This is a genomic window from Microbacterium sp. Gd 4-13, assembly GCF_003095395.1.
GTDB lineage: Bacteria > Actinomycetota > Actinomycetes > Actinomycetales > Microbacteriaceae > Microbacterium.
Window position 1 is genome coordinate 167,039 of the sequence record NZ_QEIJ01000005.1, and the last position, 15,706, is coordinate 182,744.

At 69.8% G+C, this 15,706-nt stretch carries 15 protein-coding genes; 6 read left to right on the forward strand and 9 right to left on the reverse strand.

Going from position 1 to position 15,706, the window contains the following annotated elements; translation table 11 throughout:
• Positions 1-5 precede the first annotated feature (5 nt).
• From DEA06_RS11240 to rlmN, 3 genes are all read right to left on the reverse strand, one after another.
• Positions 6-860 carry an ABC transporter permease gene (locus DEA06_RS11240; RefSeq protein ID WP_116648086.1) on the reverse strand — a complete coding sequence of 285 codons (855 nt, stop codon included), beginning with the start codon at positions 858-860 and terminating at the stop codon, positions 6-8.
• Positions 857-1,729, reverse strand: coding sequence for an ABC transporter ATP-binding protein (locus tag DEA06_RS11245; protein ID WP_116648087.1), 873 nt, complete (start codon positions 1,727-1,729; stop codon positions 857-859). The genes DEA06_RS11240 and DEA06_RS11245 overlap by 4 nt, the downstream gene beginning before the upstream one ends.
• A gap of 269 nt (positions 1,730-1,998) precedes the next feature.
• Positions 1,999-3,240: a 23S rRNA (adenine(2503)-C(2))-methyltransferase RlmN gene (gene rlmN, locus DEA06_RS11250; protein ID WP_116648088.1), complete on the reverse strand. Its 1,242-nt coding sequence runs from the start codon at positions 3,238-3,240 to the stop codon at positions 1,999-2,001.
• A gap of 149 nt (positions 3,241-3,389) precedes the next feature.
• Between rlmN and DEA06_RS11255 the strand changes: the two genes are divergently transcribed.
• Positions 3,390-4,229 carry an HAD family hydrolase gene (locus DEA06_RS11255; protein ID WP_116648089.1) on the forward strand — a complete coding sequence of 280 codons (840 nt, stop codon included), beginning with the start codon at positions 3,390-3,392 and terminating at the stop codon, positions 4,227-4,229.
• Between the two features lie 45 nt (positions 4,230-4,274).
• On the opposite strand, the gene DEA06_RS11260 is transcribed toward DEA06_RS11255, so the two are convergent.
• The 5 genes from DEA06_RS11260 to DEA06_RS11280 all read right to left on the reverse strand — a co-directional run bounded on the left by DEA06_RS11260 (position 4,275) and on the right by DEA06_RS11280 (position 9,407).
• The gene (locus DEA06_RS11260) at positions 4,275-5,741 is read right to left on the reverse strand and encodes a DUF4407 domain-containing protein (RefSeq protein WP_116648090.1); all 1,467 of its coding nucleotides are present in this window, start codon (positions 5,739-5,741) and stop codon (positions 4,275-4,277) included.
• Positions 5,742-5,887: 146 nt separating this feature from the next.
• Positions 5,888-6,721: an NAD(P)-dependent oxidoreductase gene (locus DEA06_RS11265; protein ID WP_116648091.1), complete on the reverse strand. Its 834-nt coding sequence runs from the start codon at positions 6,719-6,721 to the stop codon at positions 5,888-5,890.
• 13 nt (positions 6,722-6,734) lie between these two features.
• A complete protein-coding gene (locus DEA06_RS11270; RefSeq protein WP_116648092.1) occupies positions 6,735-7,511 on the reverse strand; it encodes an enoyl-CoA hydratase-related protein in 777 nt (258 codons plus the stop codon).
• Between the two features lie 131 nt (positions 7,512-7,642).
• Positions 7,643-8,404 carry an SDR family NAD(P)-dependent oxidoreductase gene (locus tag DEA06_RS11275; RefSeq protein WP_116648093.1) on the reverse strand — a complete coding sequence of 254 codons (762 nt, stop codon included), beginning with the start codon at positions 8,402-8,404 and terminating at the stop codon, positions 7,643-7,645.
• Positions 8,405-8,444: 40 nt separating this feature from the next.
• A complete protein-coding gene (locus DEA06_RS11280) occupies positions 8,445-9,407 on the reverse strand; it encodes a LysR family transcriptional regulator (RefSeq protein WP_116648094.1) in 963 nt (320 codons plus the stop codon).
• Positions 9,408-9,572: 165 nt separating this feature from the next.
• On the opposite strand from DEA06_RS11280, the gene DEA06_RS11285 reads away from it, so the two are divergent.
• From DEA06_RS11285 to DEA06_RS11305, 5 genes are read left to right on the forward strand one after another with little or no spacing between them, the layout of a single operon-like run.
• Positions 9,573-10,562: an ABC transporter substrate-binding protein gene (locus tag DEA06_RS11285; protein ID WP_116648095.1), complete on the forward strand. Its 990-nt coding sequence runs from the start codon at positions 9,573-9,575 to the stop codon at positions 10,560-10,562.
• Positions 10,563-10,566: 4 nt separating this feature from the next.
• The gene (locus tag DEA06_RS11290) at positions 10,567-11,418 is read left to right on the forward strand and encodes an ABC transporter permease (RefSeq protein ID WP_116648096.1); all 852 of its coding nucleotides are present in this window, start codon (positions 10,567-10,569) and stop codon (positions 11,416-11,418) included.
• On the forward strand, positions 11,415-12,185 hold the full coding sequence (locus DEA06_RS11295) for an ABC transporter permease (RefSeq protein ID WP_116648097.1): 771 nt from the start codon (positions 11,415-11,417) through the stop codon (positions 12,183-12,185). The genes DEA06_RS11290 and DEA06_RS11295 overlap by 4 nt, the downstream gene beginning before the upstream one ends.
• Positions 12,186-12,202: 17 nt before the next feature.
• Positions 12,203-13,003: an ABC transporter ATP-binding protein gene (locus DEA06_RS11300; RefSeq protein ID WP_116648098.1), complete on the forward strand. Its 801-nt coding sequence runs from the start codon at positions 12,203-12,205 to the stop codon at positions 13,001-13,003.
• A complete protein-coding gene (locus DEA06_RS11305; RefSeq protein ID WP_240606917.1) occupies positions 13,000-14,694 on the forward strand; it encodes a thiamine pyrophosphate-binding protein in 1,695 nt (564 codons plus the stop codon). Before DEA06_RS11300 ends, DEA06_RS11305 begins: the two co-directional genes overlap by 4 nt.
• A gap of 491 nt (positions 14,695-15,185) precedes the next feature.
• On the opposite strand, the gene DEA06_RS16590 is transcribed toward DEA06_RS11305, so the two are convergent.
• Positions 15,186-15,524: a hypothetical protein gene (locus tag DEA06_RS16590; protein WP_165817985.1), complete on the reverse strand. Its 339-nt coding sequence runs from the start codon at positions 15,522-15,524 to the stop codon at positions 15,186-15,188.
• Between the last annotated feature and the right edge of the window lie 182 nt (positions 15,525-15,706).

Genomic DNA, 15,706 nt, shown 5'->3' on the forward strand with positions numbered 1-15,706 from the left:
GAGGCCTAGCTGTCCTTGCGGATCCAGCGGAAGGTGATGCGCACGAGGATCAGGCCGACCACGAGCCAGATGAGCGTCACCCCCAGCGTGAGTCCGTGCTGCCACGTGCCGCCCGGCTCGTCGGCGGCGAACACCTCGGGCAGGAAGACCGATCGCATCCCCTGAGCCAGCCACTTCAAGGGGAAGATGCTCGCGACGTTCTGCAGCCACTCCGGCAGCACCGAGAACTGGATGAAGATGCCCGAGATGAACTGCAGCACCAGCACGATCGGGATGACGACCGCCGAGGCGCTGCGCCCGGTGCGCGGGAGGGCGCTGAGGCCGATGCCGAGGATCGCGCACGTGGTGACCCCGAGCAGGAACACCCACGCGAAGGTCAGCCACCGTTGCGGGTCGGTCGGCAGCGCGACACCGAAGAAGATCCCGGCGATCGCGATGAGGAGCGCGGCCTGCAGGAATCCGGTGACGAGCACCTGGCCGAGCTTGCCCATGAAGTACGACACCGGTGACAGCGGCGTCCCGCCGAGACGCTTGAGCGACCCGTCGCTGCGCTCCATCGCGATGTCGATCGCGAGGTTCTGCAGGCCCGAGAGCAGCAGACCAGCCGCGAGCATGCCCGGCAGGTAGTACGCGGCCGAAGAGATCTCGCCGTCGGGCGGCCCGAAGGTCGCCGAGCTGAAGGCCACCGCGAAGATGAGCAGGAACATCACGGGGAACAGGAACGTGAAGAAGACCGAGTCGCCCTGCCGGAAGTACGAGCGCACCTCGTAGGCGACGCGCGAGAGCCCGAGGCGCAGGGTGCGCCCCAATCCGAACGAGCCGACGCCGGAGCGGTTCGGACTCGAGAGCGCCGCGCTCATGCCGCGACCTCCTCGGTCGATGCGGCCGCCGGATCGACGAACGAGAGGTAGATGTCCTCGAGGCTCGGGCGCACCACCTCGAGATTCTCGGGTTCGCGCCCCGACGCGGCCACGAGCCGCGTGACGAACTCGCCGGGGCTCGACGTCCGCTCCTGGTGCACGACACCGTCGTGGCGCCAGCGCACCACCGGCACACGCGACGCGGGCCCGCCGAGCTCGTCGATCGGCCCGATCGAGGCCAGTTCGCCGCCGACGAGGATGGCCGCGCGCTGCGACAGCTCGGCCGCTTCGTCGAGGTAGTGCGTGGTGAGGAGGATCGTGGTGCCCTCCCCCTGCAGCCCTCGGATGAGATCCCAGAACTGCCGCCGCGCCTCGGGGTCGAAGCCGGTCGTGGGCTCGTCGAGGAAGAGCAGATCGGGCTGCCCGATGATGCCGAGCGCAACGTCGACACGTCGACGCTGGCCGCCCGAGAGCTTGCGGACGGGTGTCTTGGCCTTCTCGGTCAGACCGACCGCGGCGATCACCTCATCGACACGGCGGGCGCGCGGATAGAAACCCGCGAAGTGCGTGAGCAGTTCCTTCACCGAGGCGGTCGGGGCCTCGCCGGTGTTCTGCAGCACGATCCCCAGGCGGGATTTCCACTCGAGCGTGGCGTGGTGGGGGTCGACGCCGAGCACCGACACCGTTCCGCCGCTGCGATCGCGATACCCCTCGAGGATCTCGATGGCGGTGCTCTTGCCCGCCCCGTTCGGGCCGAGCAGCGCGAAGGTCTCGCCTCGATGGATCTCGAAGCTGATCCCCTTGAGCGCCTGGAACCCCCCGCGATAGGTCTTGGTGAGGCCGGACACCTCGACGACGGATTCGGTCATGTCTTCGAGAATGCCCTGAACGGATGCTGCGCACCACTCTCACGGCCAGGTCCGCAGCATCCGTTGCCCTGCCGAGCCGACGCCGGCACGCATCCGGCGTAGGAGAAGCCGCCGGCGTAGGCCGCTCCGCCGCCGATCGGCCTACCCTCGCGCCATCTCCTACCCCCGCGACGCCACGAGGTCGGCGAGCGCGCCGTTCGGCACCGCCAGCGCGGTCTTCGCGCGCTCGGAGGCAAGGTCGACCCCCGCGGTGCGCACCGAAGAAGAGGTCAGGCGACCGGTGTCGCGGAGGCTGCGACCTGGTCGTCTTCGGTGGCGACGAGCTGCCCGCAGGCGCCGTCGATCTCCTTGCCGCGGGTGTCGCGGAGGGTCGTGGGGATGCCGGCGTCGTTCAGGCGCCGCACGAACTCGTTCTGCACGGGCACCTCCGACGCGGTCCAGATCGAACCGGGGGTGGGGTTCAACGGAATCGGGTTCACGTGCACCCACCCGCGACCGCGGGCGTTGAGCTTCTCTGCGAGGAGGTCGGCGCGCCAGGCGTGGTCGTTCATGTCCTTGATGAGCGCGTACTCGATCGAGACGCGGCGCCCGGTCTTGTCGAAGTAGTCGCGCGCGGCGTCGAGCGCCTCGTCGACCTTCCAGCGCGAGTTCACCGGGATGAGCTCGTCGCGCAGCACGTCGTCGGGCGCGTGCAGCGAGAGAGCGAACGTGACGGGGATGTCTTCGTTCGAGAGCTTGGTGATCGCGGGCACCAGGCCGACGGTCGAGACCGTGATGCCGCGCGCGCTCATGCCGAGGCCGTGGTCCTTGTCGACCATGACGCGAACGGCCTGCATGACCCGGGCGTAGTTCGCGAGCGGCTCGCCCATGCCCATGAAGACGATGTTCGAGACGCGATCGGCGGAGTGGTCGTCCTTCTTCTTGCCGCCGAGGCCGCCATCGGCGATGAGCCGGTTGGCGCGCACGATCTGCTCGACGATCTCCGCCGCAGACATGTTGCGGGTGAGGCCGGCCTGACCCGTCGCGCAGAACGGGCAGTTCATGCCGCACCCGGCCTGCGACGAGACGCAGAGCGTGATGCGACCCGGGTAGCGCATGAGCACCGACTCGACGAGGGCGCCGTCGTGCAGCTTCCACAGGAACTTGATCGTGTCGCCGCGGTCGGTCTCGAGGCGCTTCACCTCGGTCAGCAACGGCGGCAGCATGCCGGCGACGAGGTCGTCACGACCGGCCGCGGGCAGGTCCGTCATGAGCGCGGGGTCGCTCGTGTAGTGCTGGAAGTAGTGCTTCTCGAGCTGCTTCGCGCGGAACCCCGGCATGCCGAGTTCCTTCACCTTCGCGACGCGCTCGTCGGCGGTCAGGTCGGCGAGGTGCACCGGCGGCTTGCCGCGCTTCGGGCTCGCGAACTGCAGCAGCGGACGACCGGTCTCGTCCTTCTTCTGCGACCAGCCCTCCGTCGCCGGGCGCACCTGGCGGGGCTTCGTGGTGCGCACGGGGGGTTGAGTCGTCATGGCTCCAGGGTACCGGCGAGCGCCTGCGAGCAGGCCGGGGGCGATCCAGCGATCGCTCGGCCTCGACGCGGTAGCCTCGCCAAGGCCGTGCCCGACGATCGTCGGCGGATGCCACAGCATCCCTCACCCCACCCGGAAAGCCCCACACCATGACGTCTCGCCGCATCGCATTCCTCGACGTCGACGGAACCCTCATCGACCACCAGCAGCGCCTGGCCCCCTCGGCCATCGAGGCGGTGCGCGGCGCCCGCGCACGCGGCCATCTCGTGTACCTGTGCACCGGTCGCGCCCGCGCAGAGATCCCCGACCACGTCGCGGCGATCGGTTTCGACGGGGTGATCTCGGCCGGCGGCGGCTTCACCGATCGCGGCGACGAGCACGTCGCGCGACACCTCATGCCGCCCGAAGACCTGGCCGAGCTCACCGCCTTCTTCGAAGCCCACGATGTCGAATACATCCTGCAGGCCTATGACGACATCTACCCGAGCCGCGGCATCCTCGCCCGCGTTCGGCCGATCTTCGATGGCGCCGAAGCGGGCGCCGATGACCCGGCGGCGGTCGCCGCGCTCGCCCGAGTCGAGAAACGCATGGCATACAAGGGGCCGGCGCCCGTCGACGCGATCGCCAAGGCGACGTTCGCCGGAACGCACCCCGACACGTTCTCGGTGGTGCGCGACGGCCTCGGCGCGCGCTTCCACGTGATCACCGGCACGATCCCCTACCTCGGAGGATCCGGCGGCGAGGTCAGCCTGCACGGCGTCACCAAGGGTTCGGCGATCGTCGAGCTCGTGACCCTGCTCGGGATGAGCCTCGACGACGCGATCGGCATCGGCGACAGCTACAACGACCTCGAGATGCTGCGGGTGTGCGGCGTCGGTATCGCGATGGGCAACGCCGACGACACCGTCAAGGGGTACGCCGACGAGGTCACCACCAGCGTCCACGACGACGGCGTGCACACCGCCTTCACCCGCCACGGCCTGATCTGACCCGCCCGCGGGACCCCTCGTCAGAGTCGATGGCCCGTCGCGCGCTCAGGGCGCGTCGCGCGCTGTCGCGATCGCGGCACGCGCCCGCCAGGTGCGGGCGGTCACGCGGTCGAGGGCGACCTGCCGCCGCAACGCGTCGGCCTTCTCGTACACCGACGGATCACCGAAGCTCGTGAGCACCTTCACCAGCACGGGCAGCAGCTCGATCATGAAGAACAGCCCGGCGATCAGCCAGTGAGCCCAGGCGAGCACCGGCTCGCGCTGCGAAAGTCTCTCGAGCGCTCCGATCTGACTGAGGATCCCCTGCGCCTGGGCATTGCCTCCCGCCACGGCGGCCGCGCGCTCGTCGTAGGCGGCGAGGGCTGCGTCGTATTGCGTTCGAGCGGTGACCAATTCGTCTTGGGCCCGCTGCTTGTTCGTCTCGGCCGATGCGGCCGCGGCGCTCGTCCCGGCCGCGTTCGCCGCGCTCAGGGTGGCGGTGGCCTGCTGCAGTTCAGCGGCGAGACCGTCGTACGACGCCTGCGCACCCGCCAGCTGCGCCTCGGCGGCCTCCGAACTGGCGCCGTCTCCGCTCACACCCGTGCACCCCGGGACGGTACCCGCACCCGCGCCCGTCAACTCGCACTGGTACAGAACACGGGCCTGGTCGATGACGGCCTGCTGCGCGGCGAGCTGGGCAGTGAGCTGGTCGACGCTCTGCTGGGCGGCGGCGGCTTCGGCCGAGGTCGACGAGGTTCCCGCGACGATACCCGTGGCGGCCTGGTCCTCCAACGCGCTCACCCGCGCGGATGCTGCGTCGAGCGCCTGCTTCTCAGGACCGCCGGCCACCGCCTCCTGGTCCGACAGCGCCTGCGAGACGTTGGTCGAGGTGACCTCGCGTGCGATGTCGTTCTGGAACACCTGCAGCACGAGCGGCTCGGCGACGACGATCCCGATGAGAGCGGCCATCACCACGCGGGGCACCGCAATCCCCAGCAACCTCCAGGGATTGCGGGTCGAGCGCATGCTCGAGGTGAGAAACCGGTCGAGGTTGAAGATGATCAGCGCCCAGACGATGGCGAGGGGCGCGGCCAGCCACACCGAGATACGCACCCCGGTGATGAGAGCGAACAGCATCGACAGCGCCGACACCAGAGCGGTGCCGGCCAGCACGAAGAACATCTGCACGAACCGCGGCGTCTCTTCCGGCACGTCGTCGAGCACCGCGCCGTCAGCACCCCCGAGCACCGCCAGCCGGCGGCCCCACGGCATGCGCCGCCGACGAAGCGTCAACCGGCGGCGCACTTCGGGTGCGGGCCCGCCCTCAGCCGGAGGCGCCTCGGACGCAGGCTCCTCCTCGGACTCAGGCTCCTCATCGACGACGACGGGCTCGGATCGATCGGCCTGCTCGTCGTAGCGCCCGGGCGTCTCACGCACATCGCCGAGATATTGCGCCTCGCTATCGTCGTGCGCAGCGAACTCGATTCGACCGTCGGAGCCGTAGCGGCCCGGTCGATGGGCGGAGAAAGACATCCGTACAGAGTAAGAGCACGTTCCTGGGCGGTGCCCGGGGACCGCGAGACGTCATCCCCGATACGAGACTGCACCGCCGGGCGGAAGTCTCGTATCCAGGTTGACGTCTCGCGGTCTTGCCGGGGTGCCGGATCGGCCGCGCGCGGTCAGTCGAGGAAGATGTCGGGGAACAGCGCCGAGTCGGGCGTACCCGGAACCGCCGCGTAGCGCGCGAAGTCGGTGACGCCGGCGGCTTCGAGCACGTCCTCGACGATCAGCGTCTGCCCGGTGCGCTCGCGGGCCGGGGTGGTCAGCACCTCGTAGGCCGCGTCGGCGTAGATCTCGGGCGTGCGGCTGGCGGCCATGATCCGGTCGCCGCCGAGAACGTTCTGCACCGCGGCGGTCGCGATCGTCGTGCGCGGCCAGAGGGTGTTCGCGGCGATCCCGGCCTGGGCGAACTCCGCCGCGATCCCGAGCGTGGCCATCGTCATGCCGAACTTCGCCAGGCTGTAGCCCGTGTGCGCGCCGAGCCACTTCGCGGTGACGTTCAGCGGCGGCGACAGCGACAGGATGTGCGGGTTCTCGGCGTCCCTGAGCACGGGGATCGCCGATCGCGACAGCAGGAACGTGCCGCGCACGTTGACCCCCTGCATGAGGTCGTACTTCTTCGTGGCGAGGTCGAGCGAGCCCGACAGGTCGATGACGCTCGCGTTGTTGACCACGATGTCGATACCGCCGAACTCGCCCTGGGTCTTCAGCACCGCCTCGGTGACGTCGTCGTCGTTGCGCACGTCGCCGACGATCGGCAGCGCCTGACCGCCCGCCTCGCGGATCGCCGCAGCCGCGGTGTGCACCGTGCCCTCGAGCTTCGGGTGGGGGGTGTCGGTCTTCGCGAGCATCGCGATGTTCGCGCCGTCGCGCGCGGCGCGCAGGGCGATGGCGAGGCCGATGCCGCGGCTCCCGCCCGACATGAGGATGGTCTTTCCTGCGAGGGATGTCATGGGTTTCTCCGGGTCAGCGCGGGGACGTGGCGGATGCTGCGGCGAACGCGCCGACGCGAGCGTGCGCGTCGGCGGTATCGAAGGCGGCGCCGATGGTGGCCGCCTCATCGTCGAGGTTCTCGGCGAAAGAGCGGCCGGCGCCGGTGCGGACGAGCCGCTTGGCCTGGCCGAAAGCCCCCGTGGCACCGCTGAGCCACGACCGGGCGACCGCCTCGGCCCGGGCGGCGAGGTCGGCCGTGGGAACCACCTCCGCCACGAGCCCCCACGCCTGCGCCTCGTGGGCGTCGAGCGTGCGGTCCTGCAGCAGCAGCTGGAGGGCGCGGCGCTGACCGATCGCGGCGGGCAAGAGCGTCGAGACTCCGAGGTCGGGGGTGAGGCCGATGTTGGCGTACTTGCTGACGAACTTCGCGCCGTCGGCGGCGACGATGTAGTCGGCCGCCAGCATGAGTCCCAGTCCGCCCCCGGCGACCGCCCCCTGAACGGCGGCGACGATGGGCACCGGGATCTCCGAGAAGATGCGGATGCCCTCGTGGATCACGCCGGCGGCCTCGGCCACCGCGGTGCCGTCGGCCCCCGACGTCGACATCGCGATGACGTCTCCTCCGGCGCAGAAGGCCGGCCCCGCAGCATCCAGGATCACCGCCCCGATCGCGGGGTCGACCGCGACGGCACGGGCGACGTCGCGCCAGCGCGCGCCCATCTCGAAGTCCATCGCGTTGAGCGACGCGGGCCGGTTGAAGGTGACGCGGGCAAGCCCCGCGTCGACGGAGAAGAGGATGCTGTCGGACACGGTCGCTCCTTTGTCGGGGTACGCGCGGGGCAGATCGCCGCGGCGTCGCCGAACCGTGTGGGCTCGCGGCGCTGCGGAGTTCGGCACCAGCCTAACGGGGCGCGCCGCGACCGCCGCGGGCGGTGTCGGGTCTACTTCGGCGGCATCCGGATCGCCCCGTCGAGGCGGATCGTCTCGCCGTTGAGGTAGCCGTTGTCGACGATCGCGAGCACGAGGCGGGCGTACTCGTCGGGTGCGCCGAGCCGGGCGGGGTAGGGCACTTGCTCGCCGAGCGAGTCCTGCGCCGCCTGCGGCAGCCCCTTCAGCATCGGCGTCTCCATGATGCCCGGGGCGATCGTCACGACGCGGATCGCGTGGCGGGCGAGCTCGCGCGCGATCGGCAGGGTCATGGCCGCGACACCACCCTTGCTCGCCGCGTACGCGGGCTGGCCGATCTGCCCGTCGAAGGCGGCGACGCTCGCCGTGTTGACGATGACGCCACGGTCGCCCGCAGCATCCGGGTCGTTGCGGCTCATCACGGCCGATGCCTGGGCGATGACGTTGTACGTGCCGACGAGGTTGACGCGCAGCACGCGCTCGAAGAGGTCGAGCGGCGTCGGGACTCCGTCGCGATCGAGCACCTTCGCCGGCGGCGCGATGCCCGCGCAGTTCACGAGCACCCTCAGCGGCCCCGCCTCCGCGGCGAGCGCGACGGCGGCGGCGATCTGCTCAGGGTCGGTGACGTCGGCCGGCACGAAACGCGCGCCGAGGTCGGCGGCGACCGAGGCCCCGGGAGAGGTGGGCAGGTCGACGAGGGTCACGTGCGCCCCGGATGCGGCGAGCCGCCGCGCGGTAGCGAGTCCGAGCCCGCTCGCCCCACCCGTGACGAGGGCTGCGGAACCGTCGATGTCCATGCGCCCACCCTAGCCACGGCGTGAGTTGCCGCAATCGGGGTCATCCGAGGGCTTCATCCCCCGGGTCGCGGCATCTCAACGGGCTCCACGGAGGTTGAGGCGACCAGAACTGCTCCGGCGCGGTGTGCACGGCCTCCGTGACCGCTTGGCGGAACCAGTTCAGGGCGGCACTCTCGTGGCTCGTCGTCCGCGCGAAGAGCCGCACCTGGATCGGCGCGAGGTCCACCGGCAGCGGTCGAACGGTGAGCGGCCACGTGGGCATCCAGTTCTGCGCCAGGCTCGACGGCACGACGGTGACCCATGGCCCCGCGTGGAGAAGACCGGGCAGGGCGGAGGTGTGCCCGACGGTCAGACTCGGGACGATGCCGAGCCCCGCCCGCTCCAACGCCGCGCCGACTCCCGGCGCTGCGGAGTCGCTGGAGGTCATGAGGTGCCGTGCGGAGAGGAACGCGTTCCGCGAGATCTGCGGACGGGCGGCGAGAGGATGCTCGCTCGACATGAGGAGCACGTAGCGCTCGGACTTGAGGATCGTTCCGACGAAGTCGCCCGGTGGCGGCGTCGACGCGATGGCGAGGTCGACGAAGCCTCGGGCGAGCCACTCGGTCAGGGCGCGAACGTCGAGCGGTACGACCTCGATCTCGACACCGGGCGCCTCCGCCGCGAGCGAGGACAGGATCGTCGGGAGGAATCCGACCTCGCCGAGCTCCGACAGCGCGAGCCGGAATCGGTACCGGGCAACGGCGGGGTCGAAGTCGCGCAGGCCCGCCAGAGCCGATTCGACCTGACTGAGAGCCCCGTGGAAGTCGGGGTAGAGCTGATGGGCGGCCGGCGTCGCGCGCAGGGCGCGACCGTCTCGGCCGAAGAGCTGATCGTCGACCTCCCGGCGCAGCCGCGTCAGAGATTGACTCACGGCCGACTGCGTCACGAAGAGACGCTCGGCGGCCGCGCTCACCGACCCCGTCTCATAGACGGCGACGAACACGCGGAGCAGGTTCAGGTCCATGCACGCACCGCCGATCCTCGGGTGGGAGCCTCCCGATATCAGTGAGGCTAATTCCACACATGACGAATGTTAAGTGTTGCGACTGGATCGACGGGCCCAGACTGGCGCTAGCCGTTGCGCAACGATGCCGACGGCCGACCACGTTCGATCAAGGAGGCTCGACAAATGGTTCATCGATCACGGAATCCGCGCCGGACGGCATTCGCCGTCCTCGGCGCCATCGCGACGCTCGCCGTGGCGGGGTGCTCGACCTCGGCAGGCACTCCCTCGGGCGGGGGCGATGATGCCGGCTCTCGCACGGTCAACGTCGCGGTGCTGCCGACCTCGAACATGGCGGCCGTCTACCTCGGCGAGGCGCAGGGGTTCTTCGAAGATGAAGGCCTCGAGCTGAACATGACCACGGTGGGTGGCGGGGCGGAGATGATCGCCGGGATGCAGGCCGGGTCGTTCGACTTCATCGTCGTCGGATACGTGCCCCTCTTCGCTGCAGCCTCGAACGGCCTGGATCTGCAGATCATCTCGGCCAACGACGTGGGCGGAGCCACCCCCGACGAGGAATGGCAGGCACTCGTCGTCGGCGCCGACTCGGATGCGCGATCCGCCGAGGACCTCGAGGGTGCGACCGTCGGCGTGAACGCCCTCAAGGGCGTCGCGGAGGCCACGATCCGCGCCTCGCTGCAGCAGCAAGGCGTCGACGACACGTCGGTGCAGTTCGTCGAGATCCCGTTCTCGGAGGTACCCGCCGCCCTGTCGAACGGGACCGTGGATGCTGCGTTCGGATCCGAACCGTTCATCACGGGCACCCTGGCGGACGGCGGGAGGATCGTCGACACCCCCTCGTACAACCTCGGCGCGAACTTCCCCAACGGCGCCTGGGCCACCTCATCGAGACTCGTCGCCGACGACCCCGACCTCGTGGATCGCTTCGAGCGGGCGGTCACCGCGTCGGTCGACTACGCCGCGGAGAACGAGGACGCCGTTCGGGAGATCCTCCCCGAGTTCACCGCCCTCACCCCCGAACTGGCCAACCAGATCCGCCTCCCGATCTTCCGATCCGGGCTCGATCGCGACCAGCTCGACACGCTCTCCCGAATCCTCGTCGATTTCGGCGTCATCGATCGGGAGCCCGATCTGGATCAGATGATCTCCGGGTGATCCGATGACCGTCTCCTCCCCTGTCCGCACGCCGAGCGCCGCGTCGGCACGCGCGCTCGGCGTGCACGGCGGCGGACTCCTCCGCAGCGCGTGGCACGACGTAGGCTCGCTCGGCGGGGCCGTGGTCATCGTGCTCGTCCTGGAGCTCGTGACGAGGCTCGAGATCCTCCCCTCGCGCTACCTCCCGCCGCCGACGGTCGTCATCTCCCGCCTCCTCGCGCTGCTCACCGACGCCGTCGCGTGGCAGGCGATCGGCCTCACCTTCATCGCCTGGTTCTTCGGATTGCTCATCGCGACCGCCGTCTCGGTGCCCCTGGGCCTGCTGCTCGGCACGAACGAGCTGGCGTATCGAGCGACGCGACCCATCGTGGAGTTCCTTCGCCCGGTGCCCTCCGTCGCCCTCATCCCGGTGGTGTTCCTCGTCTTCCGGCCGGGCTCGCTCGAAGGCACCGTGTTCCTCGCGGCGTTCGCGGCGACGTGGCCGCTCCTGGTGCAGATGATCTACGGGGTGCGAGCGATCAACCCCGTCCAGATGGCCACGGCGCGCTCGTTCCAGATCGGAGCGGCTCGCCGGTTCACCCGAGTGATGATGCCGGCGGCGACCCCCTACCTGGCCACCGGGCTCAGGATCTCGTCGTCGGTCGCGCTGATCCTCGTCGTCACGGGTCAGATCATCATGGGAGCGCCCGGCATCGGCCTGCAGATCAACCGGGCGCGAGAAGGAGCGGACGTGCCGCTCATGTACGCGTACGTCATCATCGCCGGGGTGCTGGGGCTGATCCTCAACACCGTCTTCACCCGGCTCGAGCGGCGGGCGCTCCATTGGCACCCCTCGCAGCGAACGGGTGCGCGATGAAGCGGCCGGTCGTCTACGCCTCGGCGGAGATCCTCGTCCCCGTGCTCGTCGTGCTCCTCATCCTGTGGTTCACCAATACCGGGTCGAGCTTCTTCCTCCCCCCGCTGCAGGACGTGTTCGTCGCCTTCGCCGGCAACTGGCTGTTCGCCCTCGTTCCCACCGAGCTCCTGCCCAGCGTGTTCCGATTGCTGTCCGGGTACGTCATCGCGATCGTGATCGGCGTCGGAGCGGGCATCGTCATCGGAAAGAGCCCCCGGATCCGCCGTCAAGCGGCGCCCGTGATCGAGTTCGCGCGTGCGATCCCGCCACCGGCCCTGCTGCCCTTCACCCTGATCGCCTTCGGCACGGGAGACGAGGCGAAGATCATCCTCATCGCCCTCGTGTGCGTCTGGCCCATCCTGCTCAACACCGTCGACGGGATCACCGGTGTGGACTCCACCCTGAAGGAGACCGGCGCCAGCTACCGCATCACGCGGTGCGACACCCTGCTGCACGTCGACCTGCGCGCGGCCAGCCCGCAGATCTTCGCCGGAATGCGGGCCGCCCTCCCCCTTGCCCTGATCATCATGGTGATCAGCGAGATGGTCGGCGCCACCAACGGGGTCGGATTCTTCATCATCCAGGCCCAGCGCACCTTCGCGATCGCCGACATGTGGTCGGGGATCATCCTGCTGGGCCTTCTCGGGTACCTGCTCAACCTGCTTTTCACCCTCGTAGAGCGACGCGCCCTCGCCTGGCATCACGGCGCTCGTGCCACCGTCCGCTGACTTACGGAGTCGTCACCATGCTCACTTTGAAGAACGTCTCACGACGCTACGGCGATGCCCGCACCGGGACGCTCGCGGTCAGCGATCTCAGTTTCGAGATCGGCTCGAACGAGGTCGTGACCATGGTCGGGCCATCGGGATGCGGCAAGACCACCGTGCTGAAACTGATGGCGGGTCTGTTGTCCCCGACCGACGGATCGATCGAGATCGACGGCCGGCCCGTCGTGCGCCCGCCCGAGGAGATCGCGCTCGTCTTCCAGGACTACGTCAACTCGCTCTATCCCTGGATGACGGTCGCGCAGAACGTCGATTTCCCGCTCCGACGCAAAGCGCCTGAGCGCGCGATCCGTCGCGAACGCGTGAAGACAGCCATCGATTCGGTGGGGCTTGGCGGATTCGAGGACCACTACCCGTGGCAGTTGTCGGGCGGCATGCAGCAGCGGGTGGCGATCGCCCGCGGGCTCGCCTATCAGCCGAAGATGCTGCTGATGGACGAACCGTTCGGCGCGCTCGACGCGCAGACCCGAGCCGACCTGGAGGATCTCGTCCTGCGCGTGCGCGACACCTTCGGGGTCACCATCGTCTTCGTCACCCACGACATCGACGAGAGCGTCTACCTCGCCGACCGGGTGCTCGTCATGGGGCCACGACCCACCTTCATCGAAGCCGACCTCCCGGTCGTCCTGCCGTCGCCGCGGGATCAGATCGAGACGAAGGAACTCGCCGAGTTCGCCCGGGTGCGCGGAGACGTCTACCGGCGCATCCGACGGTCCAGCGAGGCGATGCGCACGGAAGCCACGCGGACGGTGACGGCATGAGCGGCATCGACACCCTCGAAACCACAGCGGCGACCGCCGAAGGAGAGGGCGAGCCGATGACGGTGGCGGAGGCCGTGGGTCGTGCGTTGGCCGAGCGAGGTGTCGCTCACGTGTTCGGCGTCGTCGGGAGCGGCAACTTCATGGTCACGCACGGTCTCGTCAGCTCGGGGGTACCGTTCACCGCCGCGCGGCACGAGATGGGCGCGGCGTGCATGGCCGATTCGTACTCGCGCCTCACCGACCGCGTCGCGGCGGTGAGCCTTCACCAGGGCTGCGGCTTGACCAACGCGATGACGGGCATCGGCGAGGCGACCAAATCGAACACACCCCTCCTCGTCGTCACGGGCGACACCGCCGTCGGACAGGAGCAGGGCAACTTCGTCATCGACCAGGACTCGCTCGTGGCAGCGGTCGGTGCGGTACCCCGCCGCATCCACTCGTCTGCGACGGCCGTGGCCGACGCGGTCGCCGCCTACGACATCGCCGTTCGCGACCGCACGACCGTCGTGCTCTCGCTCCCGGTCGACCTTCAGGCGGAGATCTGGCAGGAGCAGCCGGCGCCCGCCCCCGCACCTCGAGTGATCCCCGCGGGGGCCTCGGCCGAGGCTCTTGCGGAACTCGTCCGGATCCTCACCGCCGCACAGCGCCCGGTCATCCTGGGCGGGCGCGGCGCGCGGCAGGCCGCCGCGGAGCTCCGTGCGCTCGGGGAGCAGACCGGGGCGATCCTCGTTCCTTCCGCGGGTGCGCGCGGACTCTTCACCGGCGAGGAGTGGGCGCTCGACGTGATGGGCGGATTCGCCACGCCCGGGGCGCGCGAGCTGATCCAAGAGGCCGACGTGCTGGTGGCGTTCGGAGCCGCGCTCAATCAATGGACGGCGCACCACGGCACTCTCACCGCCCAGCCCACCCTCGTGCAGGTCGACGATCGGCGCGAGGCGTTCGGGAAGCACCGCGGCGTATCGCTCGGAATCGTCGGCGACACGGCATCGGTCGCATCGGCCGTCACGGGCATGCTCGCGGCGCAGGAGGCCCCCCGGATCGGGCTCCGCACCCCCGAGACCCGAGCGCGTATCCGACGCATCCGTCACTGGGTCGACGACCTCCCGGCCGAGCGGCATTCCCCCGGCCACATCGGAGCGGGGGCCCTCACGGCGGCCCTCGACGCGATGCTGCCGATCGAGCGCGTCGTCGTTCCCGACGGAGGCAACGTCAACATGTACCCCGGCGCGTTCCTGCGCGTGCCCGACGAGCGCGGTTTCGTCATGCCGCTGTCGTTCCAGTCGATCGGCCTCGGACTCTCCAACGGCATCGGCGCCGCGATCGCCCGACCCGATCGGATGGCCGTGGTCGGAACCGGCGACGGCTCGTTCCTGATGGCCGCGGTGGAACTCGACACCGCTGTCAAAGCCGGCCTGGGCATGATCGTCGTCGTCTACAACGACGAGGCCTATGGCGCCGAGGTGCATCTCTTCGCCGATCATCCCGAGAAACAGGCCATCGTCCGCTTCCCTGAGACCGACATCGCCTCGATCGCGCGCGGGTACGGATGCGCCGGCGTAACCGTGCGCTCGCTCGACGACCTCGCCGGGGTGCAGGCGTGGCTCGACGGCCCCCGCGACCGGCCACTCGTCGTCGACGCCAAGATCACCGGCGACGCGTCGCCGCTGATGCGCGAGAACCTCGCCCACTGACCCGGCCCGGCCCCCGCCCCGCATCCGCCCCGTTCCGCGTCCAGAATCCAGGAACAACGGCCCCTCGCGACCCGGTGCGAGGGGCGCAGGGGCCGTTTCTCCTGCATTCCGAACGCTGGCGGCCGGAGGCAGGATGAAGGAATGGTCGACGAGGAGTACGCGGCGTGGGTGCGCACGTCCGCGCCCGGGCCGGAGACCGCCGTCCCGGCACGCATCCGCTAGATCACGTACGCACCGCGCACTCTTGAGTCGTCGATGGAGGCGGAGGCGGAACGGATGCGGTGAGCTGCCCCGTTCACGCCAACGCCCCGGGTGCTCTCCCGCGGATCCGATGACGAGCACGAATGGCTCGTCACGGCGGCGCCGCCGGGGCGGTCGGCGGTCGGCCCGCGCTGGATCGAGAGACCGGCCGACCGTCTGATGGTCTGCCACGGCGACGCGTGCGCGCCGAACACCCTCGAGGCGCACGCGGAGATTGCACCACAGTCGACCTATAGCCCCGGCGCGTCCTTCGGGCGCAGATCGCCGTGACGTCCGACGAACTCATCGCGTTCTGCTGCGCTCGCGAAAATCACATCGACACCGGCGAAGTAGGGGCAGAACGCCCAGCTTGTCCGATCGTCTGTGATGATCGCGTACCCCCGTTCCTCGACGGCACTCCGAAGAACAGCGTCGAGCGCAGCCTGTCGAACACCCGTATCGCTCGCCCACGAGAACGCCGTCGGACCGCGATGCTCACGGGACTCGCGGCGCCAGGGAAAGAGATCGATCGGAAGAGCCCGGGACCACCCACCGAAGAGGTCGGCCGCCCCGTACTCCTCGACGACCACACGCACTGGCCGACCATCCTCGCCTCGCAGATCATCGAGAAGCGCGCGAAGGACGACAGTGGCCTCTGCGTCAGAACCGGCGTCGCGGGCGCCACGGATGTGGAACCGCGCCCATCGCTCGGGCAGCTGCGAGCGCAGGGCCGCACCGTCGGGGACGCAATCGCCGAACGCCTCGTTCCACG

Bases quoted from the DNA above. Each gene is read 5' to 3' on its own strand.
- DEA06_RS11290 (WP_116648096.1), top strand. From the start codon at position 10,567: ATGACCGTCTCCTCCCCTGTCCGCACGCCGAGCGCCGCGTCGGCACGC.
- rlmN (WP_116648088.1), bottom strand. From the start codon at position 3,240: ATGACGACTCAACCCCCCGTGCGCACCACGAAGCCCCGCCAGGTGCGC.
- DEA06_RS11295 (WP_116648097.1), top strand. From the start codon at position 11,415: ATGAAGCGGCCGGTCGTCTACGCCTCGGCGGAGATCCTCGTCCCCGTG.
- DEA06_RS11260 (WP_116648090.1), bottom strand. From the start codon at position 5,741: ATGTCTTTCTCCGCCCATCGACCGGGCCGCTACGGCTCCGACGGTCGA.
- DEA06_RS11240 (WP_116648086.1), bottom strand. From the start codon at position 860: ATGAGCGCGGCGCTCTCGAGTCCGAACCGCTCCGGCGTCGGCTCGTTC.
- DEA06_RS11275 (WP_116648093.1), bottom strand. From the start codon at position 8,404: ATGGACATCGACGGTTCCGCAGCCCTCGTCACGGGTGGGGCGAGCGGG.
- DEA06_RS11245 (WP_116648087.1), bottom strand. From the start codon at position 1,729: ATGACCGAATCCGTCGTCGAGGTGTCCGGCCTCACCAAGACCTATCGC.
- DEA06_RS11255 (WP_116648089.1), top strand. From the start codon at position 3,390: ATGACGTCTCGCCGCATCGCATTCCTCGACGTCGACGGAACCCTCATC.
- DEA06_RS11265 (WP_116648091.1), bottom strand. From the start codon at position 6,721: ATGACATCCCTCGCAGGAAAGACCATCCTCATGTCGGGCGGGAGCCGC.
- DEA06_RS11300 (WP_116648098.1), top strand. From the start codon at position 12,203: ATGCTCACTTTGAAGAACGTCTCACGACGCTACGGCGATGCCCGCACC.
- DEA06_RS11285 (WP_116648095.1), top strand. From the start codon at position 9,573: ATGGTTCATCGATCACGGAATCCGCGCCGGACGGCATTCGCCGTCCTC.
- DEA06_RS11280 (WP_116648094.1), bottom strand. From the start codon at position 9,407: ATGGACCTGAACCTGCTCCGCGTGTTCGTCGCCGTCTATGAGACGGGG.
- DEA06_RS11305 (WP_240606917.1), top strand. From the start codon at position 13,000: ATGAGCGGCATCGACACCCTCGAAACCACAGCGGCGACCGCCGAAGGA.